This is a genomic window from Aggregatibacter aphrophilus ATCC 33389 (assembly GCF_900636915.1).
GTDB lineage: Bacteria > Pseudomonadota > Gammaproteobacteria > Enterobacterales > Pasteurellaceae > Aggregatibacter > Aggregatibacter aphrophilus.
The window spans coordinates 1655781-1680411 of sequence record NZ_LR134327.1; the positions used below are offsets into that span (position 1 = coordinate 1655781).

At 42.5% G+C, this 24631-nt stretch carries 22 protein-coding genes; 14 read left to right on the top strand and 8 right to left on the bottom strand.

Going from position 1 to position 24631, the window contains the following annotated elements; translation table 11 throughout:
* The first annotated feature begins 73 nt into the window (after positions 1-73).
* The 12 genes from hybE to pyk all read left to right on the top strand — a co-directional run bounded on the left by hybE (position 74) and on the right by pyk (position 13484).
* Positions 74-640 carry a hydrogenase-2 assembly chaperone gene (gene hybE, locus EL144_RS08035; RefSeq protein WP_005703202.1) on the top strand — a complete coding sequence of 189 codons (567 nt, stop codon included), beginning with the start codon at positions 74-76 and terminating at the stop codon, positions 638-640.
* Positions 641-669: 29 nt separating this feature from the next.
* Positions 670-945 (top strand): hydrogenase maturation factor HybG, encoded by a 276-nt coding sequence (gene hybG, locus EL144_RS08040; RefSeq protein ID WP_005703203.1) that lies wholly within the window; start codon positions 670-672, stop codon positions 943-945.
* Positions 946-1063: 118 nt separating this feature from the next.
* Positions 1064-1921 carry a DUF6216 family protein gene (locus EL144_RS08045; RefSeq protein ID WP_005703204.1) on the top strand — a complete coding sequence of 286 codons (858 nt, stop codon included), beginning with the start codon at positions 1064-1066 and terminating at the stop codon, positions 1919-1921.
* 329 nt (positions 1922-2250) lie between these two features.
* Positions 2251-2517, top strand: coding sequence for an oxaloacetate decarboxylase subunit gamma (locus EL144_RS08050; RefSeq protein ID WP_032994837.1), 267 nt, complete (start codon positions 2251-2253; stop codon positions 2515-2517).
* A gap of 15 nt (positions 2518-2532) precedes the next feature.
* Positions 2533-4329, top strand: coding sequence for a sodium-extruding oxaloacetate decarboxylase subunit alpha (gene oadA, locus EL144_RS08055; RefSeq protein WP_005703207.1), 1797 nt, complete (start codon positions 2533-2535; stop codon positions 4327-4329).
* A gap of 10 nt (positions 4330-4339) precedes the next feature.
* Entirely contained in the window at positions 4340-5644 is a 1305-nt protein-coding gene (locus tag EL144_RS08060) for a sodium ion-translocating decarboxylase subunit beta (RefSeq protein WP_005703209.1), read from the top strand.
* A gap of 348 nt (positions 5645-5992) precedes the next feature.
* On the top strand, positions 5993-6745 hold the full coding sequence (locus tag EL144_RS08070) for an SDR family oxidoreductase (protein ID WP_005703211.1): 753 nt from the start codon (positions 5993-5995) through the stop codon (positions 6743-6745).
* A gap of 21 nt (positions 6746-6766) precedes the next feature.
* Positions 6767-7966 carry a tryptophan synthase subunit beta gene (gene trpB, locus EL144_RS08075; RefSeq protein WP_005703212.1) on the top strand — a complete coding sequence of 400 codons (1200 nt, stop codon included), beginning with the start codon at positions 6767-6769 and terminating at the stop codon, positions 7964-7966.
* Positions 7963-8769: a tryptophan synthase subunit alpha gene (gene trpA / locus EL144_RS08080; RefSeq protein WP_005703213.1), complete on the top strand. Its 807-nt coding sequence runs from the start codon at positions 7963-7965 to the stop codon at positions 8767-8769. The genes trpB and trpA overlap by 4 nt, the downstream gene beginning before the upstream one ends.
* 215 nt (positions 8770-8984) lie before the next feature.
* The gene (locus EL144_RS08085) at positions 8985-10673 is read left to right on the top strand and encodes a ribonucleoside-diphosphate reductase subunit alpha (RefSeq protein WP_065295056.1); all 1689 of its coding nucleotides are present in this window, start codon (positions 8985-8987) and stop codon (positions 10671-10673) included.
* A gap of 134 nt (positions 10674-10807) precedes the next feature.
* A complete protein-coding gene (locus EL144_RS08090) occupies positions 10808-11797 on the top strand; it encodes a ribonucleotide-diphosphate reductase subunit beta (protein WP_005703216.1) in 990 nt (329 codons plus the stop codon).
* A gap of 247 nt (positions 11798-12044) precedes the next feature.
* On the top strand, positions 12045-13484 hold the full coding sequence (gene pyk / locus EL144_RS08095; protein WP_080987855.1) for a pyruvate kinase: 1440 nt from the start codon (positions 12045-12047) through the stop codon (positions 13482-13484).
* A gap of 90 nt (positions 13485-13574) precedes the next feature.
* Here pyk and lsrG read toward each other — a convergent pair whose 3' ends face one another.
* The 6 genes from lsrG to lsrA all read right to left on the bottom strand — a co-directional run bounded on the left by lsrG (position 13575) and on the right by lsrA (position 19476).
* Positions 13575-13883, bottom strand: coding sequence for a (4S)-4-hydroxy-5-phosphonooxypentane-2,3-dione isomerase (gene lsrG, locus EL144_RS08100; RefSeq protein ID WP_005703218.1), 309 nt, complete (start codon positions 13881-13883; stop codon positions 13575-13577).
* A 74-nt stretch (positions 13884-13957) separates the two neighbouring features.
* Positions 13958-14836: a 3-hydroxy-5-phosphonooxypentane-2,4-dione thiolase gene (gene lsrF, locus EL144_RS08105; RefSeq protein WP_005703219.1), complete on the bottom strand. Its 879-nt coding sequence runs from the start codon at positions 14834-14836 to the stop codon at positions 13958-13960.
* 15 nt (positions 14837-14851) lie between these two features.
* Entirely contained in the window at positions 14852-15868 is a 1017-nt protein-coding gene (gene lsrB, locus EL144_RS08110) for an autoinducer 2 ABC transporter substrate-binding protein LsrB (protein WP_005703220.1), read from the bottom strand.
* A gap of 33 nt (positions 15869-15901) precedes the next feature.
* A complete protein-coding gene (gene lsrD, locus EL144_RS08115) occupies positions 15902-16906 on the bottom strand; it encodes an autoinducer 2 ABC transporter permease LsrD (RefSeq protein WP_005700535.1) in 1005 nt (334 codons plus the stop codon).
* Between the two features lie 13 nt (positions 16907-16919).
* Positions 16920-17948, bottom strand: coding sequence for an autoinducer 2 ABC transporter permease LsrC (lsrC, locus tag EL144_RS08120; RefSeq protein ID WP_005703222.1), 1029 nt, complete (start codon positions 17946-17948; stop codon positions 16920-16922).
* Positions 17949-17958: 10 nt separating this feature from the next.
* Positions 17959-19476 carry an autoinducer 2 ABC transporter ATP-binding protein LsrA gene (gene lsrA, locus EL144_RS08125; protein ID WP_050332691.1) on the bottom strand — a complete coding sequence of 506 codons (1518 nt, stop codon included), beginning with the start codon at positions 19474-19476 and terminating at the stop codon, positions 17959-17961.
* Between the two features lie 249 nt (positions 19477-19725).
* On the opposite strand from lsrA, the gene lsrR reads away from it, so the two are divergent.
* Positions 19726-20691 carry a transcriptional regulator LsrR gene (lsrR, locus tag EL144_RS08130; protein WP_005700539.1) on the top strand — a complete coding sequence of 322 codons (966 nt, stop codon included), beginning with the start codon at positions 19726-19728 and terminating at the stop codon, positions 20689-20691.
* A gap of 51 nt (positions 20692-20742) precedes the next feature.
* Complete coding sequence (gene lsrK / locus EL144_RS08135; RefSeq protein ID WP_032994839.1) at positions 20743-22317, top strand: autoinducer-2 kinase; 1575 nt, start codon at positions 20743-20745, stop codon at positions 22315-22317.
* Positions 22318-22431: 114 nt separating this feature from the next.
* Here lsrK and bioD read toward each other — a convergent pair whose 3' ends face one another.
* Together bioD and EL144_RS08145 are read right to left on the bottom strand one after the other, a co-directional pair.
* Positions 22432-23160 carry a dethiobiotin synthase gene (bioD, locus tag EL144_RS08140; RefSeq protein WP_005703227.1) on the bottom strand — a complete coding sequence of 243 codons (729 nt, stop codon included), beginning with the start codon at positions 23158-23160 and terminating at the stop codon, positions 22432-22434.
* A gap of 95 nt (positions 23161-23255) precedes the next feature.
* Positions 23256-24467, bottom strand: coding sequence for an ROK family protein (locus tag EL144_RS08145; protein ID WP_005703228.1), 1212 nt, complete (start codon positions 24465-24467; stop codon positions 23256-23258).
* Positions 24468-24631: the final 164 nt, after the last annotated feature.

The following is a 24631-nucleotide window of genomic DNA, read 5'->3' on the forward strand; positions in this document are numbered from 1 at the left end:
TGACGCGTGCTTATTTATGAATATTTTCGGTAGGCATCGGGAGATGCCACCGACACTCTGTGAAAAATGAACCATGTACCGACACGAAAAAACACCTGACAAAAAGCAAGACTTTTTGAACGTTGGCTTTGCCAAGGGCTCCGAAGGAGCAAGTAAAAATTCCACCGCACTTTTAACTCAAATTGACGGTTTTGAAGAAAATCCGACGGATATTTTTCTTACCGAAATGCAAAACATTGTGCCTGAAATGCAAGATCTGCCGTTCTACCACAAAGGTATTGAATGCTTCTGCCCTAAGTTTGTTTTATTTGAAGAACAATGGATCGGCACGGTATTAACACCATGGATGATTAGCGTTGTCATTCTGCCCGGCCCTCAACAACAATGGGAACCGCGTGAATTAGGCGATAAACTCACCGTACAACTGCCCTACAAAGCGCTAACCTTCACCGTCAGTGGCGTTGAAAACGTCCCGCAATATTTAAGCTGTTCTTTGCACTCACCTCTTGACCCGAATCTGACTAACGAACAAGCCGTTCAACTCACGCAAGATTGTTTGCGTATGGTTTTATCCATGCCGACAAAACAGCCGACATTTGATCCAGATCGCCGAAACCTGTTTAAGGCCATGATAAAATAGACGCAATTTTCAAATGGAGTGAAAGAATTATGTGTTTAGGAGTTCCCGGGCAAATCGTCCAAATCGGTGACAGCGCCCTACAACTCGCCACCGTGGATGTCTGCGGCGTACAACGCCAAGTCAACATTTCCCTTATCTGCGATAGCGACCCGCAGTCCCTTCTCGGTAAATGGGTTCTCGTCCACGTTGGCTTCGCCATGAGCATTATCGACGAAGAAGAAGCCAAACAAACCCAAGAAGCCCTACTTGCCATGAGCCAGTTAGAACATGAAGTGGGCGATTTTTTAGGGTTGAATCAGGGGTGATTTAAAGGAAAGTGCGGTCGGAAATTTGAGTGTTTTTTAGAAAAATGATTGGGAATTTGACCGCACTTAACTAAGACTCAGATTTTTTTAATTACCATAAATTCTATAGGAGTATACAATGGGAGTTCAGCAAGTTGACTTACTATCATCCATTAATGAATATCTAAATATTTTTAATAAAATAATAGGATTAGTAATAGTACTTTTTGTGCCATGTTGTTTTATCAAGAGAACAGGCTCATCCTTTTCGCTGCTGCATAAGATATCATTTCTAATATTAAAAAACTTCAAAAAAACTAAAATTGATGATTTTATTAATGAAATATTAGATATTGAAAGATTCAACTTCTTATATAACAAAAATGCAATTTCCTTAGAACAAAAGAATAAATTTGAGAATTGGATAAGAAAATACTCCCTAGATTTTAGGCTAATCACAAAAGTAGGTAAACTACTGGATATGGAGTCACTAAAACTAAAAAGTCATAAAAAGAAATATGCTTTATCAATTATAGCATTCTTATTATTTTCATTGATAACATTAGCTTCTTTACCGATTTTAATTTCATTTATCAATAAGGATTCTGTGCTTCTTAAATTTGAAAATAGCAGTTGGTTTTGGATAAACCAATATGAAGCTAAACAATATAAATTTCTGGATCAAGAAAAAAATATTTGGGTAATCACACCTGAGACCTGTCAAAAAAATATTGTTATAAGTGAAGATATATTATCTCAAGAATACCAAAAAATTATCTGTAACGCATTTACTGATCAAGATGATATAAGATACATATCAAAATCAATAAAAAGTCAAAAATATAGTTCTATATTTCTCACTACTTTTTTATTGCTAATAATTTCATTCTCGTATAAAGAGATGAGTAAACTAGATAACAATTTTAAATGCAGAAAAATGATATTCCAAAAGATAAAAAAATATAGAAAAAACAGAAAACTATCCTCACATAGATAATAATACTCTGCTAGCCCAAGCGTGGGAACGTTTGCCTCCTGCTGGCGCAAGCGTCCTTCGCTTGTGCCTTTTTGATTTCCACCAATATATATTTTCAGCCCAAGCGTGGACGATTGCGCTATCGTACGGAGGCACGCGTCAGGAGATGCGCGCCATCAATGCACTCTTGATAATATTTAACCCACACAAAAAACATCTTAAAAATCCACCGCACTTTCCTTTCTCTCACGCTTCCATCTACCCAAATTATGATCTTTATCACGGTTTTACTAAAACGAATCCATTAAAATAAAATCTTCTCTTTTTTCAAACAAATAAGGAAGCAAATGATGAGTCCCACAGAACTTATGGGTGAAGGAATTAATCTGATGTTTTCAGGGATGGGTTTTGTGTTGGTCTTTTTGCTCATTTTAATTTGGGCAATTGGGCTGATGTCTAAACTTATCAACCGATTTTTTCCCGAACCTCAACCCGCACTAAAAACTTCCCAAAATTCCACCGCACTTTCTGCGGCACCTACCGACGATTTTGAGCGTTTGCTCCCTGTGATTGCAGCGGCTATCGCGCACCATCGCCGTACCCAACAGTTCAAATAAAATAAGGATTTTACTATGACTAAAAAAATTAAAATGACCGAACTGGTGCTTCGTGATGCCCACCAATCACTTTTCGCAACCCGCTTGCGTCTTGATGATATGCTGCCAATTGCCCATGAATTAGACGACATCGGCTATTGGTCACTGGAAGCTTGGGGCGGTGCGACCTTTGATAGTTGTATTCGTTTTTTGGGTGAAGATCCGTGGGTGCGTTTACGTGAGTTGAAAAAAGCCTGCCCGAAAACCCCGTTGCAAATGTTATTGCGCGGTCAAAACCTGCTAGGTTATCGCCATTATGCCGATGACGTAGTGGAACGTTTCGTAGAACGTTGCGTAGCAAACGGCATGGACGTGTTCCGCGTGTTTGATGCGCTCAATGACCCGCGTAATATGAAAGCGGCGTTGCAAGCCGTGCGTAAATTCGGCGGTCATGCACAAGGGACATTAAGTTACACCACAAGCCCGGTACACACCATGCAAACCTGGCTCGATACCACCGAACAACTCCTTGAAATCGGTATCGACAGCTTGGTCATCAAAGACATGTCAGGTATTTTGAACCCGATGGCAGCAGCAGAGTTAGTGCGCGAAATTAAAAAACGTTTCGACGTGGAATTGCATTTGCACTGCCACTCTACCACCGGTATGGCGGAAATGGCGCTATTAAAAGCCATTGAAGCGGGCGTGGACGGTGTGGATACAGCGATTTCTTCTATGTCCGGCACTTACAGCCACCCGGCAACCGAATCCATGGTAGCGACCTTACAAGGCACCGAATATGACACCGGTTTGGATATTCCGCGTTTGGAAAAAATCGCCGCCTATTTCCGTAATGTACGTAAAAAATATGCCAAATTTGAAGGTCAACTACGTGGCGTAGATAGCCGTATTTTAGTGGCACAAGTGCCGGGCGGTATGCTCACAAACTTGGAAAACCAACTAAAACAACAAAACGCCTCCGATAAATTAGACTTGGTATTGGACGAAATTCCACGTGTGCGCAAAGATTTGGGTTACATTCCATTAGTGACTCCGACATCACAAATCGTTGGTACTCAAGCGGTAATTAACGTGCTCACAGGCGAACGTTACAAAACCATCGCCAAAGAAACCGCCGGTATTTTAAAAGGTGAATACGGTAAAACACCTGCACCGGTAGATAGTGCGTTACAAGCTCACGTATTAGAAGGGGCTGCACCAGTAACTGACCGTCCTGCCGATCACATTGCACCTGAAATGGCGAAAATTGAAGCTGAAGTTGCAGAACAAGCTAAAGCGAAAGGCGTGAAATTGGCAGACAACGCCGTAGATGGTGCTTTAATCGTGGCGCTCTTCCCTCAAATTGCATGGAAATTCTTAGAAAACCGCAACAACCCTGCCGCCTTTGAACCAGCCCCAACCGGCAATGAAAGTGCGGTGGAAAATAAACCAGTTTCTAAAGCTGCACCAACTGTTTCTGGCTCTGCTGTTTATACCGTGGAATTGGAAGGCAAAGCCTTTGTGGTGAAAGTAAGCGAAGGCGGCGATATTTCTCATGTGGCGACTACAGATCCTCAAGCTGCGCCGCAAGCCGCCCCGGCACCAGGGCCAACCAGTGGTGGCACACCGGTGACTGCGCCGATGGCGGGTAATATTTGGAAAGTCGTCGCCACTGAAGGTCAAACCGTGGCTGCGGGCGATGTGTTGTTTATTTTGGAAGCCATGAAAATGGAAACCGAAGTGAAAGCCGCACAGGCCGGCACCGTGCGTGGCATTTGCGTCAAAGCCGGTGACGCCGTAGCGGTGGGCGACACTGTGATGACCTTAGCGTAAGGAATGGCCTATGGAGAGTATTATTGCGTTAATTAAAGGGATGGGCATATTCCATCTGCAATGGGGGCAAGCGGTGATGATCGCCGTGAGCCTGCTGTTGCTATGGCTTGCCATTTCGCGCAAATTTGAACCATTGTTGTTGCTACCAATCGGTTTCGGCGGATTATTGTCAAATATTCCCGAAGCCGGCCTTGCTATGACGGCTTTGGAGAATTTGCTTCATCTCGGTTCGCCTGAGCAAATTGCGGTGATTGCCGGGAAATTAGGCGTAGCCTCTGATCCGACACTTATCAAAACCGCTCTTGCCACAGCGTCCGGTTCCACCGTGCATCAACTGGAAGCCTTGTCTATGGACATGGGCTATAGCGCAGGTATTTTGGCATTGTTCTATAACGTCGCCATCGGCTACGGCATCGCCCCATTGGTCATTTTTATGGGTGTAGGTGCTATGACGGATTTTGGCCCGTTATTGGCAAATCCGAAAACCTTGTTGCTCGGTGCTGCCGCGCAATTTGGTATTTTCGCTACGGTGCTCGGCGCATTAACATTGAATTATTTCGGTATTATCGAATTTACGCTACCACAAGCCGCTTCCATCGGTATTATCGGTGGTGCGGATGGTCCGACGGCGATTTACCTCACCAGTAAACTTGCGCCTGAATTGCTCGGTGCGATTGCCGTTGCAGCCTATTCCTACATGGCATTAGTGCCGTTAATTCAGCCACCGATCATGAAAGCCTTAACCACAGAAGAAGAACGCAAAATTCGTATGACGCAATTGCGCCATGTGAGCAATCGGGAAAAAATCTTATTCCCTGTTATTTTGCTCTTACTTGTCGGCTTACTCTTACCGGATGCCGCACCATTGCTCGGGATGTTCTGTTTCGGTAATCTCATGCGCGTCAGTGGCGTAGTAGAACGTTTAAGCGACACTACACAAAACGCCTTGATTAACATTGTGACCATCGTGCTTGGCTTGTCTGTAGGCTCCAAACTGATTGCCGATAAATTCTTGCAACCGCAAACTCTGGGAATTTTAATTCTTGGCGTGATTGCTTTCGGAATCGGTACCGGCAGCGGCGTATTAATGGCGAAATTGATGAACAAGTTCAGTAAGAACAAAATCAATCCGCTCATTGGTTCTGCCGGAGTGTCTGCCGTGCCAATGGCGGCGCGCGTATCCAATAAAGTCGGTTTGGAAGCGGATCACCAAAACTTCCTGCTCATGCACGCCATGGGGCCGAACGTGGCCGGCGTTATCGGCTCGGCAATTGCTGCAGGTGTCATGTTAAAATATGTCGGTACGTTGATGTAACGTTAAAAAATGTTGCGAAAACCCACCGCACTTTTTAAATCAAATCATGGCGCAAGCGTATTTCGCTTGTGCCTTTTTTATTTGCTAAGCATGCTGAATATCGGCACAAGTGTGCTGATGCTTTCGTCATAGTTTAATTTCCCAACGAGTGCCTTTTTATTTCAGTTAACATCCATCTCAAAAAACAACCGCACTTTGATCGGCTCTCCTCTTGCAAATTTCTTGATAAAAGTTCTATATTTTTTTTGTACTAGTGTAGTAGTATATTTCACATTCATGCAAAAGTGCGGTTGTTTTTCTAACTGAATTTCACAACGCACGGATTTAATAGAATAAGGAGAGATAATAATGACAAGAATTGCATTGGTTACCGGAGCGACAGCCGGGTTTGGCAACGCTATTTGTCGTACCTTATTAAACGCCGGTTATTTGGTCATCGGTACCGGAAGAAGACACGAACGCTTAGCACAACTGAAACAGGAATACGGCCAGCATTTCCTTCCCCTCGCTTTTGACATTTCTGATCGTAACGCCACAGAAGCAGCCCTGAAATCGCTTCCTCCAGAATGGCAAGCCATCGATTTATTAGTGAATAATGCAGGGCTTGCTCTTGGAATGGAATCTGCCGACAAAGTAAACTTAGACGATTGGGAAAAAATGATTAACACCAACGTGAAAGGCTTAGTGACCATGACACGTTTAGTATTGCCGCAAATGGTAGCGCGTAACCAAGGCCACATCATCAATTTAGGCTCTATCGCAGGAAGTTATGCTTATCCCGGCGGCAACGTTTATGGCGGCACTAAAGCTTTTGTTAAACAATTCAGTTTAAACCTACGCGCTGATTTGGCCGGTACCAATATTCGTGTTTCGAATGTAGAACCTGGGCTTTGCGGCGGTACAGAATTTTCCAATGTGCGCTTTAAAGGCGATGACGCCCGTGCAGATAAGTTGTATGAAAACGTGCAATATGTGACGCCACAAGACATCGCTAATATTGTGTTGTGGCTCAACCAACAGCCGGAACACGTTAACATTAACCGCATTGAAGTGATGCCAACGGCACAAACTTTCGCACCACTAAATGTTGCAAGAAATTAATAGATAAATAAAGGAAACAGAATGTCAGAGACAATTTTAAACCCTTATTTCGGTGAGTTTGGCGGTATGTATGTGCCGGAGATTCTCGTACCGGTGCTACAAGAATTAGAAAAAGCGTTTGTTGAAGCTAAAGATGATCCGGAATTCCAACGTGAATTTCAGGATTTATTGAAAAATTATGCCGGCAGACCGACCGCACTTACCCTTTGCCGTAATTTAACCAAAGGCACAAAAGCGAAAATTTATTTAAAACGTGAAGATTTGCTTCACGGTGGCGCCCATAAAACCAACCAAGTATTAGGTCAAATTCTGCTTGCTAAACGCATGGGAAAAACGCGTATTATTGCAGAAACCGGTGCCGGTCAACACGGTGTGGCGACAGCCCTTGCCTGTGCGATGTTGGGGATGCCTTGTCGTATTTATATGGGCGCGAAAGACGTAGAACGTCAATCTCCAAACGTATTCCGTATGCGTTTAATGGGCGCTGAAGTGGTTCCGGTACAAAAAGGCTCTTGTTCCTTAAAAGATGCCTGCTGTGAAGCTATGCGTGATTGGTCGGCAAATTATGAAAACACTCATTATCTGCTAGGTACGGCGGCAGGCCCTCACCCATTCCCAACCATTGTGCGTGAATTCCAAAAAATGATTGGCGAAGAAACCAAACGTCAAATTTTAGAAAAAGAAGGTCGTTTACCGGATGCCGTGATTGCTGCGGTAGGTGGCGGCTCAAACGCTATCGGTATGTTTACGGATTTCATTGATGAACCGAATGTGCGTCTAATTGGCGTAGAACCTGGCGGTCACGGCATTGAAAGCGGTGAACACGGCGCGCCGTTAGGCCATGCGAAAGTGGGGATTTATTTCGGCATGAAATCGCCGTTAATGCAAACGGAAGACGGCCAAGTGGAAGAATCCTACTCGATTTCTGCGGGATTGGACTTCCCTTCTGTCGGCCCGCAACACGCCTATTTGCAAAGCATTGGGCGCGCGGAATACCCAAGCATTACCGATAACGAAGCCCTAAATGCGTTCCAAGCACTGGCAAAACATGAAGGCATTATTCCTGCATTAGAAAGCTCTCACGCGTTGGCGCAGGCGTTAAAAATGATTCATCAGGAGCCGAATAAAGAACAAATTTTGGTGGTGAATTTATCCGGTCGTGGCGATAAAGACATTTTCACCGTAGATAAAATTTTAAACGAAAAAGGAATGCAATTATGAGCCGTTTTGAAACCACATTTGCCCAATTAAGCGCGAAAAATGAAGGCGCATTCGTTCCTTTCGTTACCTTATGCGACCCGACCTTTGATCGTTCTTTTGAAATTATTTGTACCCTCGTCGATAACGGCGCGGACGCATTGGAATTGGGCTTTCCGTTTTCTGATCCGTTATTAGACGGTCCTGTTATTCAGGCAGCCAATAATCGTGCGCTCAATGCGGGCCATAGCACGGAAGACAGCTTTAAATTGCTTGCCAAAGTGCGGTCAAAATACCCGGAGATTCCAATTAGTCTGTTGCTTTGCGCTAATTTAATTTTTGCCAAAGGCTTGGATAATTTTTATCAACGTTGTGCGGAGGTCGGTGTGGATGCCGTTTTAGTGGCGGACATTCCATTATTGGCAAAAGAAGACTATGTCCAAGCAGCCAAAAAACACGGTGTTCAACCTGTCTTTATTTGCCCGCCGAATGCGGATGCCAAAACGGTGCAAGGTGTGGCTGAAAATAGCGAGGGCTATACTTATTTGGTTTCTCGTGCGGGCGTTACCAGCGCAGAAAATCAAAGTCATGCGACTAACTTAGATACCCTTGTAGAGCAACTCAAAGCTCACCATGCCCCGCCTATCCTACAAGGTTTCGGCATTGCCCAACCGTTGCAAGTAAAAGAAGCGCTTCAACTCGGTGCAGCCGGCGCGATTTCCGGTTCGGCGACAGTAAAAATTATTGAGCGAAACTTAGATAATCATGCTCAGTGTCTGAGCGAACTTGGCGAGTTTGTTCGCAATATGAAAGCGGCAACAAAATAACGTAAAAAGTCACCGTACTTTTCCTTTCCCTTACCAAAGGCTGATGTCAATTCAGCCTTTTTCTTTACAATTTATTAACTCATTGAGCTTATTCATAAAACAAGTGCGGTTCAATTTTTTCACCTTTTTTGATCGTGAGAATTCTATTTTTAGATGTTATTATAAATAGGATTTATTATCATTATCGATAACATTATAAAAATTAAGGGATTTTTATGAACGAAACTCAGGTTATTTTGCCAATCACCGATCCTAACCGACCGGATTTTGCTTGGCTTAATGAAGACAGCAAACTGTTTTTGCAGCGTGGTTATCTATTGGAAGGCACTTCTGCTCTAGAGCGTATTCGCTTTATTGCCGAGTATGCCGAACAAAAATTGGGCATTGAAGGTTATGCAGAAAAATTTTATCACTACATGGCGCGCGGCTATTACTCGCTTTCTTCACCAATTTGGTCGAATTTCGGTTTGGATCGCGGGCTAAGTATTAGCTGCTTCGGTTCTTACATCGGCGATTCTATTAATGCCATTATGTCTACCGTGGCAGAAATCGGCGTGATGAGTAAGCTCGGCGGGGGCACATCAGGCTATTTTGGTGACATTCGTCCGCGCGGCTCCAACATTACCAATAACGGTAAATCCAATGGTTCCTTTGCTTTCACCAAACTGTTTGAGGCGACCATCGACACCATCAGCCAAGGCACCAGCCGTAAAGGCATGTTCGCCGGTTATATCGATATCGATCATGGTGATATTGAAGAATGGTTAGATATTCACACCGAGGGCAACCCGATCCAACTCATGTATTACGGCGTCTGTGTCAGTCATGAATGGTTGGAAAGCATGAAAGCCGGCGATCCGTACAAACGCCAAATTTGGGCAAAATTGTTACAACGTAAGACAGAAACGGGCATTCCATATATTTTCTTTAAAGACAACGCCAATGCGGGACGCCCGGACGTGTATAAAGATCGCAATATGATGATTCACGCATCTAATTTATGTAGCGAAATCGCTCTGCCATCCAGCGAAGATGAAAGTTTCGTGTGCTGTTTGTCTTCCATGAATCTACTCTATTTTGACGAATGGAAAGACACCGATGCACCGGAAGTGCTGACTTATTTCTTGGACATAGTCATGAGTGAATTTATCGCGCAAAGCGCCAATATTCAATTTATGGACAGAGCCAATAAATTCGCCCGTCGTCACCGCGCTTTGGGCTTGGGGGTGTTGGGTTGGCATAGTTATTTGCAATCAAAAAACATGGCTTTTGACAGTTTTGAAGCCATGCAGCACAACAATATGATTTTTAAATTGTTACAAGAAAAAACCTTAAAAGCCTCTAAGGAACTGGCGCAGCGTTTCGGTGAGCCCGAAATTCTGAAAGGTTACGGACGCCGCAACACCACACTTATGAGCGTGGCACCGACAAAATCCAGTAGCTTTATTTTAGGCAGCGTTTCGCCATCCATTGAGCCATTTAAATCCAATTATTACGTGAAAGATTTGTCCAAAATTAAAGTGGTTTATAAAAATCCCTTCTTGGAAGCCTTGCTTAAACGTAAAGGGCTGGATCGCGATGACATTTGGGAAAGTATTTTGCTTAACGATGGCTCGGTGCAACATTTAACGGAATTAACGGAAAATGAGAAAGAAGTCTTCAAAACTTTCTCGGAAATCAGCCAGCTTTCCGTGATTCAACAAGCTGCGCAACGTCAGAAATATATCGACCAAGGGCAAAGCGTGAATATTATGGTGCATCCCGCAACGCCGGCAAAAGACCTAAATCAGCTTTACCTCACTGCTGAAGAACTGGGTTTAAAATCCATTTATTATCAATACAGCATGAGTGCGGCGCAAGTGTTCAATCGAAACCTATTGAATTGCAGTAGCTGTGAAGGTTAAAAAACGCTGAAAAATTTCACCGCACTTTTCATCCTATTAAAACAACGATGGCGCGACTTTCTGGTTCGTGCCAAATTTTATAAAACAGATTGGTAGCCTGCCGTTAATAATATATAAATCACGAGGATTACAAAATGAATGCCACCCAAAAACGCAGCTTGTTTATTCCACGCTTTGAAATTAAACCTTACGAATATCCGGAACTTTTAGAATTTAAAGACGCCATTCGCCACTCTTATTGGTTACACACGGAATTTAATTTCACCGGAGATATTCAGGATTTCCGTACACATATCAGCGATGTGGAACGCGCCGTTATCACCAAAACCATGTTGGCGATTTCACAAATTGAAGTGAGCGTCAAACGTTTCTGGGGCAATTTATATAACTACTTCCCAAAGCCGGAAATTGAAGATGTGGGCGGCAGTTTTCTTGAATCAGAAATTCGTCATAAAGACGCTTACTCGTTCTTGTTAGAAAAATTAGGTCTTAATGAAATGTTCCTTAATGTGCGCCAATACAAAGCTATCATGGCGCGTATTGAATATATGGAAGCCTTTATGCGTAGAAAAGACGTTAGCCAACAAGACTTCGTTTTGTCGTTAATCATGTTCTCCCTATTTGTGGAACACATTTCATTATTCAGCCAATTTGTCATCATGATGAGTTTCAATAAACATAAAAATCTATTCAAAGGCATTTCCAACGCCGTAGAGGCTACCTCTAAAGAAGAGGAAATCCACGGTCGTTTCGGTATTACCCTTTATGGCATCTTGCGTGAAGAGCAACCTGAATTATTCACCGATGCTTTCTTCACCGAGCTCAAAGAACTTGCCGACCAAGCTTTTATGGCCGAAAAAGAAATTTTGAACTGGATTTTTGAAGACGGTGAATTGGATTTTCTAAGCAAAGCCACCGTGAAAAATTATATTGCTAACCGATATAACAATTCTTTACAGGCGTTAGGGTTGGAACCGGCTTACAACATTAATCCGGAACAATTAAAAGAAACGGAATGGTTTGATATCGAAATTCTGTCTACCAAAGAAACCGACTTTTTCAATAAACGCTCCACCGATTACAGCAAAAAAATGAAACAAATCACAGCGGAGGATTTGTTCTAAAGTAAACGAAAAGTGCGGTCAAAAAAATAAATGAATTTTTAACCGCACTTTTTGCTTCATACCATTCTATTGAATATGTGCAATAACAAATCTCTTTTCCTTTTTGCAAGGTGTTTTTTCTAAAATGTGATCTCGATCTAATTTTATTTTCAGCGTATAATACCGCCCAGTTTTTTATGGGTAATTGATGAAAAATTGCTCGTTAATAGAAAGTTTCTACAATACAACCATTTACGGAGAATTTTTAATGTCTAGAAGACTAAGAAGAACAAAGATTGTATGTACTATGGGTCCGTCAACTGACCGTGGTAACAATTTAGAAAAAATCATCGCTGCAGGTGCTAATGTTGTACGGATGAACTTCTCACACGGTACACCGGAAGACCATATCGGACGCGCAGAAAAAGTACGTGAAATTGCTAAAAAATTAGGCAAAACCGTAGCAATCTTAGGTGACTTACAAGGTCCTAAAATTCGCGTATCCACATTTAAAGATGGCAAAATTTTCTTAAACGTCGGTGATAAATTTGTTTTAGATGCTGAGTTACCAAAAGGTGAAGGTACGCAAGAAGCTGTTGGCTTAGACTATAAAACTCTCCCTCAAGACGTGGTACCCGGCGATATCTTGTTATTAGATGATGGCCGTGTGCAATTAAAAGTGTTATCTACCGAAGGCGCAAAAGTATTCACTGAAGTGACTGTTGGCGGTCCATTATCCAACAATAAAGGTATCAATAAGTTAGGTGGTGGTTTATCTGCTGACGCGTTGACTGATAAAGATAAAGCGGACATTATTACTGCGGCTCGTATCGGCGTTGATTATTTAGCCGTGTCTTTCCCTCGTTCCGGTGAAGACTTAAACTATGCCCGTCGATTAGCTAAAGAAGCCGGTTTAAACGCGAAAATCGTTGCAAAAGTCGAACGTGCTGAAGCAGTTGCTACTGATGAAGCGATGGACGATATCATTTTAGCCTCTGACGTTATCATGGTTGCCCGTGGTGACTTGGGTGTTGAAATCGGTGATCCAGAATTAGTAGCGGTACAAAAGAAATTAATCCGTCGCTCCCGTAAATTGAACCGTGTTGTTATCACTGCAACCCAAATGATGGAATCCATGATCAGCAACCCAATGCCAACCCGTGCAGAAGTAATGGACGTAGCTAACGCGGTATTAGACGGTACCGACGCAGTTATGCTTTCTGCTGAAACTGCTGCCGGTCAATACCCAGCTGAAACCGTAGCTTCCATGGCAAAAGTGTGCTTGGGCGCAGAAAAAATGCCGGGAGCAAGCGTATCTCACCACCGCATGGACATTGAATTTGACAACATCGAAGAAACTATCGCGATGTCAACGATGTTTGCTGCCAACCACATGAAAGGCGTAAGCGCCATTATTGCTATGACTAGCAGTGGTCGCACTCCTCTATTAATGTCCCGTATTAGTTCCGGTTTACCAATTTTCGCTCTATCCCGTAACCCAAATACATTAAATCTTTGTGCGTTATATCGTGGCGTAACACCAGTGTTCTACAATGATGTCAGCCGTACAATGGAAGGAGCCCAAAAAGCTATCGCTTTATTGAAAGATAAAGGCTTCTTAATAGCTGGCGATGTTGTATTGCTCACCCAAGGTGCCGAATCCGTTCAAGGCACTTCCAATACATGCCGCGTTCTTGTTGTTGAATAAGTACGATCAAGAAGAAATAATAAAAGGCTTAGAATATTCTAAGCCTTTTTTGTATTAAAAAACATTTGATAAAATGACTGCACTTTGACATTATTCCCCATTAACGGTTTCCGGAAAGACCCATTCAAAGATTTTTTTACTTCGATTAGCGGTCATCAACGGTTCAAGTTCGGTAACACAACGATGATAATGAACTGTTTTGCGGTGTTCTTCCAATGCTGCTTCGTTCATATACACTTCATAAGCGTAAAAACGGGTTCTTACATCGGGATCACGCAATACGTCAAAACGCAAATTCCCTGGTTCTTGTCGCGTTCCCAGATGATTTCGTTTAAATACTTCTAAAAACTCCTGTTCTTTTCCTTCCTTAATATTAATTTCCACCAACATTGCAAACATAATAAACTCCTTAATTGCAAAAGAATGAAAAGTAAAAGATGTCCTCCCTCCGAATAGGGAGGAATCTGATTAAACTATGCGTTTTTTTCGTGCAGATACAGCTGATAGGCCTTTTCTGTATTTTCTCCGCCATGAACAATGGCATGAACCGCTTTTAACATGGCAATCGGTGCTTCGGATTGGAAGATATTACGTCCCATATCCACGCCGGATGCGCCTTGGTCAATGGCTTTATAACACATATCCAAAGCCTCTTGCTCCGGCAATTTTTTGCCACCGGCAATTACTATTGGCACCGGACAGCCTGCAGTAACACGCTCAAAACCGGTATCGACATAATAGGTTTTGATAATATGTGCGCCCATTTCTGCTGCGATACGGCTTGCTAAGGAGAAATAACGCTGATCGCGTGCCATATCCTTACCGACTCCCGTCACCGCCATGGTTGGCATACCATAACGAGTACCTTGATCGACCAATTGGATAATATTTTTGATGGATTGGTGTTCATATTGCGAACCAATATATACCTGCGCCGTCATAGCGGAAACATTTAAGCGTAAAGCATCTTCCACACACACCGCTACCGCTTCGTTAGATAATTCGGTGAGAATAGAATTTGCCCCAGAAGCACGAAGCACAACCGGTTTTCGGGTTGCCGGCGGCACAACGCTGCGCAAAATTCCGCGGGTACACATCAACACATCGGTATATTCAAAGAGCGGTGCAATATGCAGATCAATACGTTCCAACCCTGTCGTCGGCCCTTGAAAATACCCATGATCGAATGCCAGCATAATAGTTCTGCCGGTTTTCGGATTAAAAATATTAGCTAAGCGGGATTGCATTCCCCAATCCAACGCCCCCGCGCCTTTTAAATAAAAGGCCTGATTGGTTTGTGGTCTATCCAAACCAAAGTCTTTGCCATCTCTGATATCATCTAAATCTGCCATTGAATACTCTCCTCACTAAAAATTGTAATTATCGATATTGTCCTTGGTAAACACGACACGTTCAGGCAATAAAATAATGCCGTTGCCATCCGCTTCATATTCATAGCCTTGCACTTTATTCGGTGATACTTCAATAGTGCCGATACCTTGTACGTTTAATTTATCGCCCACATTTAATTTTTCACCTTTAAGCAACGCATTGGCGGCAGCCACAGAAATTTTGCCTTGTTGCACCACATCCCATAAGCCAAATTGTTTCACCGTACCGCGTTTCACATAAGGGCGCATCACATTCGGTGTACTGAATCCAACGATGACTACAGAATTCACTTTCAGATTTTCTGCAGCTTGCGCAGCCGCCGGCAAGGCGTTGGCGTCTGGTGCAATAATCGCATCTAAATCCGGATAGGCTTTTAAAATACCTTCGGCGGTTTGCAGGGATTTAATTGCATCGTTGTAACCGAATTGGGTTGTTACGATTTCCCATTCAGGATAATCTTTGGCAATTTTTGCTTTTGCTTCTTTCACCCATTGGTTTTGGTCGGTTACGGTCGGGCTGGAATAGAAAAATGCCACTTTGGCTTTCGGTTTACTGATTTGATTAGCAACCATATTCACCAACATAGAACCTAACTGTTCCGGTGTCCCTTGGTTAATGTAATGACTACGACATTCCGGTTTGGTGTCGGAGTCCCAAGTCAGCACTTTGACGCCTCGTTTCATAGCCCGTTGTAAGGTGGAACATAACCCATCAGGAGAAACCGCAGACACAACAATGGCGTTATAGCCTTGGTTAACGAAGTTATTAATCAATTGCACTTGGTTGGAAACGCTTGGCTCGGTTGGTCCATCATAAGTGACATTCACGCCTAAGGTTTTTCCCATTTCGGCAGCACCTTGCCCGCCGCTGGTAAAGAAACCGACTCCCACCAATTTAGGGATAAAGGCGATACGGTCGGCGGCCTGTGCGGTTGCTACCACAGATAAGCCGAGTAACACGGAAAGTGCGGTGATTTTTACGCGTGTTTTCATAAGACGTTCTCCTCTCAGTTGAGTTTTCCATAATTAATCTACTACTGCCTGACGTTCGGTCCGTCGGCGGATCCATTGCATGATGGCAGCGTAATGCAAACTGATGGATTTGCCGATTAACACGATAATAAGTAATGCGCCCGATAACGCACCGGAAATTTCATTGGAAATACCAATCATCTGCAAACCTTGTTGCAAATAACCGATAAGCATAGCGGCGATTGCCGTGCCGATAATAGAGCCGGAACCTCCATAAATATTTGCCCCACCCAATACCACTGCCGTTAATACGGGCATTAAGAGCGAACTCCCTAAATCGGAACGGGCAGAACCAAAATAAGACACCAACAGCACAGCAACAAAAGCGGCAATAATGCCGATAAAGGAATAAATCAGAAACAAAGTGCGACGAATAGGCACAGCGTTGTAACAGGAAGTGCGTTCACTTTGCCCAATTAAGAAGGTGCTTCTGCCAATGGTCGTTTTGTGCATTAATAACCAAAACATCAGTGTCATTAACAGAAAATACAGAATTGGTGTTGGGATATCAAATAAGGTTTGATTAGCAAAATCCAGCAAGACATCAGGAAATCCGCCAATGCCTTCATAACCTGTGGCACCGGCAAAACCGGATAATAATAACGCTCCTCCGCCGAACAAATACATGGTACCAAGCGTAATCACCAGCGGATTCACTTTGGTATAAAGAATCAAGCCGGCATTAATTAAACCGCATAACGCACCGACCGTAAAGGTCAGTAGAATTGCCAACATCAACGGCACATCTGCTTTAAACAATACGCCTAAAGTAATAGCACATAAGCCAACGGTGGAACCGAAAGAGATGTCCATACCTCCGCTCACGATAATCATGGTCAACGGCAAAGCAAGCATGCCGATATAAATAAAATCACTGGTGCTGTATAACAAGACATTCAGATCCAGCATACGTGGGTTAAAAGCGCCAAACCCAAAAATTTCGATGATGGCCAAACATAATAACGCTAATTCCCAACCGTGTTTTTTCAATGCCAACATAACCATTCTCTCCCTATTTCGACCGCATTTTGACTTCAACGCCATCGGAATTTTCTTCTTTCAAGAAACGGGCATAGCGTTGTAATTTCAAATTATTAGCGATCATCACGCGAATGCGCCCATCGAAGACCAACACTGTCAACAGCACAATTCCTGCAACAAAATTATTCCAATATGCCGGCACTTTGAGCAGTACTAAAATCGTATCGATTTGAATTAAGAAATAAGCGCCAAGCACCGCACCGATTAGATTACCTGCCCCACCAAGCAAACTGATACCGCCTAACACGCAAGCGGCAATAGCTTTCATTTCTAAGCCATTACCGGTGGAATTCGGCACAAAACCGATTTGTGAGGCAAAAACAATACCCGCTAGCGCTGCCGTCATACCATTTATGGAAAAAGCGACAATTCTCACCCAATCAATATGCACTCCAAGTTGCATTGCCCCTTGCAGATTATCGCCGACCGCATAAAAATTACGTCCGGCAGGTAACTTGGTTAAGAAGTAATAGGCGGTAAGAATCAGAATAAGCAGTACCCAACCGATGGGGGAAATATGTAAAAAAATGGGTTCGGATAAGGTTTTTAGCTGTTGTGGCAAACCTTCAATCCATTTCCCGCTGGTAATTAACAGCATAATGCCTTTATATAACCCCAATGTCCCTAAAGTCGCTACAATGGCAGGGATACGCAACGTTGTGACCAATACGCCATTTAACAGCCCTGCAGCCAAACCGCAGCATAAGGTAAGCAGAAAGGCAGAAGTTAAGTCATAACCCGAGTTTAACAGGCTGCCGACAATTACCGCACTCAGTCCCATGGTGGATCCCACGGAAACATCAATATTGCGGGTTAAAATCACAAAAGTCGCCCCAATTGCCAACAGAATCACAATTTGGGCAGAGCTAAAAACCATGGTTATTGTTTGTAAATGAAACCCGTTGCCCACAAACCCCAACAATAAAAATAACAATCCAATAGCAATGAGAATGGTCAGTTCACGGTTATCTTGAATGAGTTTCAACATTAATTTCCACATCCCCTTCTCCTTATGTATGTGAACTGCCGAACGCCATTTGCATAATGCGGTTGGTATTAATCGCCTCACCGATTAACGAATCACTGATTTGTCCGTCATGCATCACCAATACCCGTTGGGACATTTTCTCAATTTCTTCTAAGTCGGAAGAAATAAACAAGATTGCGACATTCTGCTTGGCAATATTCTTGATCAATTGATAAATATCGGCACGCGCGCCTACATCGACTCCGCGAGTCGGTTCGTCCACGATTAACAATGCAGGATCCGCCTCTAAACATTTGGCAATCAAAACTTTTTGTTGATTCCCGCCGGATAAGGTTCTGGCTGCTTGCTGCTTATCACTGAATTTAATTCCAATCGCGCGATGATAACGTTCTAAAATGGCACTTTCCTTTTTCGTATCTAACCAGAATCCCATGTTGTTATAGGTCAATCCACACACATTCCATGTCAGTGGTGAGTCCAAATATAACCCTGAGGCTTGGCGGTCTTCCGGCAAATAAACAATGCCCTGCTCCAACCGTGCTTTGGTATCGCAATCACTGATCTCATGAAAATTAAAAAAAATCTGACCGCACTTTTGTTTTCGTAGGCCATACAGGGTTTCTGCAAGTTCGGTACGCCCGGCTCCCACCACGCCTGCCAAGCCTAGAATTTCACCGGGATAAATGTCGAAGGAAATATTTTTAAACCCCTCTCCTGTCAGATTAACGACTTTCAGAATCGGTTTATCATTACGCTTTATTCGATGGTGGCCGGGCAATTCCAGCCACAATTTTTGGCTTTCGGTGAGTTGGGCATTTTTAGCTTTCGGGGTAATCGCGGTGATTACTTCGTCTTTATTTAATTCGGCGGTTTTACCGCTTAAGGCGATGTAACCGTCACGCATAACACTAATGCGATGAGAAATTTTCCACACTTCAGGCAATTTGTGCGAGATGAAAACAATCCCGACGCCTTTATCCAGTAAGGATTGGATTTTTTTAAATAAATTCTCCGTTTCAATAGGTGTTAGTGAAGCGGTCGGTTCATCTAAAATCAAAATGGATGCATTACGCATGAGTCCCCGCATAATCTCTACCAGCTGTTGATCTGCCACTTCTAATAAACCGGCAGGCATTTCTAACTTCAGATGAGAATTTAATTCACGCAAAAGTGCGGTCAGTTTTTCCGATGTTTTTTCGTTGCGGGGCAAACCGAACAGAATATTTTCTTTCACCGTTAAATTTGGAAATAACAACGGTTCTTGCGGCACCAGATAAATGCCAAGCTGATGGGCTTTGTTCGGCGACAGCTTATGTTGCAATGTGCCATGAATGAGCAATTCACCACTATCTTGTGGCTGAATACCGGCAATGATTTTAACCAGCGTAGATTTGCCCGCACCATTGCCGCCCAATAAGGCATGCACTTCACCTGCGTATAAAGAAAAATCAATTGCTTTTAATACTTCCACACCGGAAAAAGATTTACTGATATTTCGGGCGGAAATTAAACATGGCTGTTCAGAAACTTGAGTTTGCATTTTACCCACCATACACATTGAACAAATGTATTTTATATAAAACATTTTTTCAGAATGTTATGTGTAATCTTTAAAAATTTCTGCGAGCCTGATCACAAATTTGGATCGAAAGACAAGAGTATTGTTACTTTTTTCTAAAAAAGTGATCTTCGTCATGCTTTTACAAAAAAGCGAAAGGAACAATTGATAATAAGTAAAAACAAATGAATAATGATGCTCAATCAGCCACAAAAATTAAAATAAAAAAACATGAATGAACTAACATCAAATCAACAAGAATTTATTCAAACCATTAGTGAAGAGGATCTGTTGGCGAGAATCGCATGGTTCTACTATCACGACAACCTAACCCAAAGCGAAATTGGCGATAAATTAAAATTACCGCGTTTAAAAGTCTCCAGACTGCTGGAGAAAGGTCGGCAATCCGGCATTATCAAAGTGCAAATTAATTCCCGTTTCACCGGTTGTTTGGAGTTGGAAGAGGCATTGCAACAGTATTTTAATCTGAAACATATTCGTATTTTGCCTGCCTTGCCACAACATGAAATTAATGAGCGCTTGGGTGTTGGCGCGGCGCAAATGTTAATGTCGTTACTCAAACCGAATCAAATGTTGGCAATCGGATTTGGCGATACCATCATGAAAACATTGAAATATGCCAACGAATTTATTACCCACAATGCCATAAAACTGATTACCTTATCCGGTGGCGTTGGGCCCTACATGAAAGGTATCGGTCAATTGGACGGTTCTTGTTCCGTCAGTATTATTCCGGCACCGTTGCGGGCCTCATCAACGGAAGCGGCAAGGCTTTTTAAACGGGAATCTTGCGTCCGGGATATTATGTTGGCGGCCTGTAGCGCCAATGCAGCAATTGTCGGTATCGGAGCCACCCGCCAAAAGGGGCAGGCAACACTACTGCGTTCCGGCTATATTACGGAAGAAAAACAACAGATTATCCGTAGCCAAGGCGCAGTCGGTGATATTCTCGGCTATTTTATGCGCAAAGACGGCTGTTTACAGCCCGATATGCCCTTACACGAGGAATTAATTAGTGTGCCGTTGGAAAATCTCAAGAAAATTCCAAATGTTATTGGGATTGCGGGAGGTGAAGACAAAGTGGAAGCAATTTTAAGTGCATTGTATGGAAAACATATTAATTCATTGGTAACGGAAGAAAACACGGCTCGGATGATGTTAGCGCAGTTAGTTTAGCGAAAGGTTTTGAATAAGAGCGATTTTCTTCCTAAATAACAGGAGGAAATGATGAGTCATCAAGCAACTTATTTAATGGCATTGGACGCAGGTACCGGCAGTGTTCGTGCAGTCATTTTTGATTTAAATGGTAACCAGATCACCGCCGCACAACGGGAATGGACGCATTTCTCTGATCCGAATATCCCCGGCTCAATGGAGTTTGACCTGGCCAATAACTGGCAACTAACCTGTGAGTGTATTCAACAGTCGTTAACCAAGTCTCAAATTCAGCCGCAACAAATCGCCGCAATATCCACCTGTTCCATGCGTGAAGGCATTGTGCTTTATGACGAACATAAAACGCCGATTTGGGCTTGTGGCAACGTTGATGCTCGTGCGGTGGAAGAAGTAAAAGAATTAAAAACCCTATATAACTATACTTTTGAGCAACAACTCTATTCGATATCCGGGCAAACTCTAGCGCTTAGCGCCGTTCCCCGTTTACTCTGGCTTGCCCATCACCGTCCGGATATTTATCGTCAAACAAAAGCCATCTCCATGATTAGCGATTGGTTGGCATTTATGTTAAGTGGTGAACTCGCGGTTGAACCTTCCAATGCCGGCACAACAGGAATGTTAAACCTGAAAACACGTCAATGGTCTCCCGAGTTACTGGATATGGCGGGACTCAATGCCAATATTCTAACGCCTGTTAAAGAAACAGGAACCTTATTGGGTAAAGTCACGACGCAAGTTGCTAATCAAACCGGCTTGCAGGAAGGTACACCGGTCGTTGTTGGTGGGGGGGATGTGCAACTTGGTTGCATCGGTTTAGGTGTCACCGAACATGCTCAAACAGCAGTTATCGGCGGTACATTTTGGCAACAAGTGGTTAACCTCCCTCAAGCGGTAACCGACCCCGAAATGAATGTGCGCATCAATCCGCATGTGATTCCTCCATTAGTACAAGCGGAATCTATTAGTTTTTTCACCGGATTAACCATGCGTTGGTTCCGCGATGCCTTTTGTGAAGAGGAAAAAAGATTGGCCGAGCGCTTAGGCGTGGATGCTTACAGTTTACTGGAACAAATGGCAGAACGTGTACCAGTTGGAGCTAATAATGTCATTCCGATTTTCTCCGATGCGATGCATTTTAAATCTTGGTATCACGCCGCACCGTCTTTCATTAACATCTCTATCGATCCAGATAAGTGCAATAAAGCCGTCTTATTCCGTGCATTAGAAGAAAATGCCGCGATTGTATCTTCTTGCAATTTGGAGCAGGTTCAAAAATTTTCCGGAGTTAAACTAACCTCTATCGTCTTTGCCGGAGGCGGTTCGAAAGGCAAGTTATGGAGCCAAATTTTAGCGGATGTCACCGGCTTAATCGTGAATATTCCAGTTGTCAAAGAAGCAACTGCATTAGGTTGCGCCATTGCGGCCGGCGTTGGGGTTGGACTCTACTCTTCTTTAGCCGAAGCCGGTAAGAAATTAGTGAAATTTGAGCGACAACATCAACCAAATTCGGAAAATCATGCTTTATACCAAGTGCATAAAAAGCAATGGGTCAATATTTATAAAAGACAGCTACAACTGGTTGATAGCGGGTTAACAACCTCACTTTGGAAAGCGCCCGGTATATAATTCCGGCTATTCATAACGAAAAAAATCGTAGAGACAAAATCTCTACGATTTTTTATTAGGCAATGACTAAGTATAAATTCATTGCAAAAAATGACCGCACTTTTGCCTTATTTCCTAAGCCACCAATTCTGTTTGCATATAGGTTAAGCGATCAAGATTAGTGATAAAACGGCTTAGATCTTGTTCTTCCGGTTTATGGATGTAAGACACTTCACCTAATAACGGTGCATCAATTTTTTGCTTTAAGGTCTCAATAATTTCAGCGTAATAACCTAAACAAGGGTTAATGCGATTAGCAACCCAACCTAATAATGGCAAACCGCAATCAAGAATTGCTTTTGCCGTCAGCAATGTGTGATTGATACACCCTTCTTTAATACCTACAACCAAAACAACAGGCATATTATGCTCGGCAACCCAATCGGCGAAACTATAATCTTTGTTAATCGGTGTCAGCCAACCAAAAGCCCCTTCCACCAAAATAGACTGATAACATGAAGATAAACGTGTCAAATCAGCATTTAATTTACTAATTTGTACCCGTTTACAATTTTCCGTCAGAATTGGCATAGAGTGTAAAAAGGTATAGCTGTTAATGTCTTCATAGCTTACATTTTCTTTGGTGCTATGCATTAAGGTGAGCACGTCGGAATTATCCTTGGCATCATAATCATCAGTGGCGAGTTTTTGGTAATCGGGATAAACGATATCTTCTTGCCCATAGGCAATGGGCTTATAACCGACAATTTGTACGCCAGCTTTTTGAAGTGCCTGCATAATTGCGCGACTAACGACGGTTTTGCCGACATTGGTGTCTGTACCCGTAACAAAAAAACTACTCATTGTCTTCCTCTTTCTCATACTAGTGGCAGAATTCTAAGGGAAATTCCAATGAGTAATATTGAGCTAAAACAAAAATTGATAGATTTCTCTTATTTTTATTCGTTTTTTACCAAATAAGTCAACAAACTCCCATCATAAATCCCTTGTTTAATCGCGGCACCAGCAACAATCGGGCTATTCCATTCGTATTTACCGGTAATCACTTCCACGGGAGCTTCTTTGTTCGATAAATAGGCAGATAATTTGTGATTTAGTTGTTCAAGAAAAATGTCTTTAACTACCAATAAGCCGGAATTCAACATAACTCTTTGTGCAGAGAAAATATTAACCAAATTCATTAAAATATAAGCAAAACAATCTGTTATATGGTCTAAAATGCGCAATGCATTTCTTTCGTTTTGTTTAATTTGTTCACATAAGAATTTTATTTTGTCAGAATTATTGGTGAATATATTATTCGGATATAAAGCGTCCACAAGTTGCACAATGGCGCGATGTGTAATTTGATGCTGCACTTGATAGCGTTTAACTTCAGGCAGATCATGATTCATCAGTGCCTGTAGTTCGTTTAGTCTTGGCACGATCAAATGATCAATATTCACCCGCTCCTGTTCACGATTAAACAAAACTTCACCCTGTGACAATACGCTAAGATTGATTTCCTCATCCAATTGTATGAATAACACATCGTCACAATTAATGACATTGCCTAAAGTCGATTCGGCTAATAACCAGGTTTTAAAATATTCGGTAATTAAAATCGGCACTTTGAAATAAGGTTTAAATAAGGTTTTTAAATCCAAATGTTCAAATTTCGTATGGCCCAATTTAATTAAACAACCCTCCTTATCCAATTCACCGCCGACAGTAACAGAAAAAGTAATGGGCCTCGCCAATGCATGACTTTCTGCAAGAAATTGTTTCAAACTTCGCACTAAAAACTTATCTAAATGCTGTAAGTCGTTTTTTAATAAAGGAAAAATGTATTGTTCGATAATCGCACCGTCTAGTTCGCTTAGGATGATTTCAAACCGATCTTCCATTAAGGTGGCGCATAAAGCCTGCCAATAAAATGGAGACACACATAGTGCAATGGCAGGACGTCCGCGTACATCCGTTGTACGCACTGTTTTTTCCATAACTAAACGTTCTTCAATTAAGGTTCGGCTTAAGGAAGTGATGGAGGCCGGCGCCAAGCCGGAAAGTTTTGATAACTCAATGCGGGAAATTTCTTCAAATTGTTCAATTAGTCGGTAAATTTTACCTAATTGGATTAAACGTAATGGGGTTTTTTCTTCCTTTCTCATCAAATAATTCCATATTGTTATAATAATTAATTTACTGAAATTATTTATACCAGTTCGTTTTTTTTACTCAAGTGCTTTACATTAAATCTGCGTCTCACATCACAAAAATAAAAACTTCCGATACGCTTTGGCAATTATTCTAACTTGAGGTAAACTAACGCGGT

Bases quoted from the DNA above. Each gene is read 5' to 3' on its own strand.
- hybE (WP_005703202.1), top strand. From the start codon at position 74: ATGTACCGACACGAAAAAACACCTGACAAAAAGCAAGACTTTTTGAAC.
- hybG (WP_005703203.1), top strand. From the start codon at position 670: ATGTGTTTAGGAGTTCCCGGGCAAATCGTCCAAATCGGTGACAGCGCC.
- EL144_RS08045 (WP_005703204.1), top strand. From the start codon at position 1,064: ATGGGAGTTCAGCAAGTTGACTTACTATCATCCATTAATGAATATCTA.
- EL144_RS08050 (WP_032994837.1), top strand. From the start codon at position 2,251: ATGAGTCCCACAGAACTTATGGGTGAAGGAATTAATCTGATGTTTTCA.
- oadA (WP_005703207.1), top strand. From the start codon at position 2,533: ATGACTAAAAAAATTAAAATGACCGAACTGGTGCTTCGTGATGCCCAC.
- EL144_RS08060 (WP_005703209.1), top strand. From the start codon at position 4,340: ATGGAGAGTATTATTGCGTTAATTAAAGGGATGGGCATATTCCATCTG.
- EL144_RS08070 (WP_005703211.1), top strand. From the start codon at position 5,993: ATGACAAGAATTGCATTGGTTACCGGAGCGACAGCCGGGTTTGGCAAC.
- trpB (WP_005703212.1), top strand. From the start codon at position 6,767: ATGTCAGAGACAATTTTAAACCCTTATTTCGGTGAGTTTGGCGGTATG.
- trpA (WP_005703213.1), top strand. From the start codon at position 7,963: ATGAGCCGTTTTGAAACCACATTTGCCCAATTAAGCGCGAAAAATGAA.
- EL144_RS08085 (WP_065295056.1), top strand. From the start codon at position 8,985: ATGAACGAAACTCAGGTTATTTTGCCAATCACCGATCCTAACCGACCG.
- EL144_RS08090 (WP_005703216.1), top strand. From the start codon at position 10,808: ATGAATGCCACCCAAAAACGCAGCTTGTTTATTCCACGCTTTGAAATT.
- pyk (WP_080987855.1), top strand. From the start codon at position 12,045: ATGTCTAGAAGACTAAGAAGAACAAAGATTGTATGTACTATGGGTCCG.
- lsrG (WP_005703218.1), bottom strand. From the start codon at position 13,883: ATGTTTGCAATGTTGGTGGAAATTAATATTAAGGAAGGAAAAGAACAG.
- lsrF (WP_005703219.1), bottom strand. From the start codon at position 14,836: ATGGCAGATTTAGATGATATCAGAGATGGCAAAGACTTTGGTTTGGAT.
- lsrB (WP_005703220.1), bottom strand. From the start codon at position 15,868: ATGAAAACACGCGTAAAAATCACCGCACTTTCCGTGTTACTCGGCTTA.
- lsrD (WP_005700535.1), bottom strand. From the start codon at position 16,906: ATGTTGGCATTGAAAAAACACGGTTGGGAATTAGCGTTATTATGTTTG.
- lsrC (WP_005703222.1), bottom strand. From the start codon at position 17,948: ATGTGGAAATTAATGTTGAAACTCATTCAAGATAACCGTGAACTGACC.
- lsrA (WP_050332691.1), bottom strand. From the start codon at position 19,476: ATGCAAACTCAAGTTTCTGAACAGCCATGTTTAATTTCCGCCCGAAAT.
- lsrR (WP_005700539.1), top strand. From the start codon at position 19,726: ATGAATGAACTAACATCAAATCAACAAGAATTTATTCAAACCATTAGT.
- lsrK (WP_032994839.1), top strand. From the start codon at position 20,743: ATGAGTCATCAAGCAACTTATTTAATGGCATTGGACGCAGGTACCGGC.
- bioD (WP_005703227.1), bottom strand. From the start codon at position 23,160: ATGAGTAGTTTTTTTGTTACGGGTACAGACACCAATGTCGGCAAAACC.
- EL144_RS08145 (WP_005703228.1), bottom strand. From the start codon at position 24,467: ATGAGAAAGGAAGAAAAAACCCCATTACGTTTAATCCAATTAGGTAAA.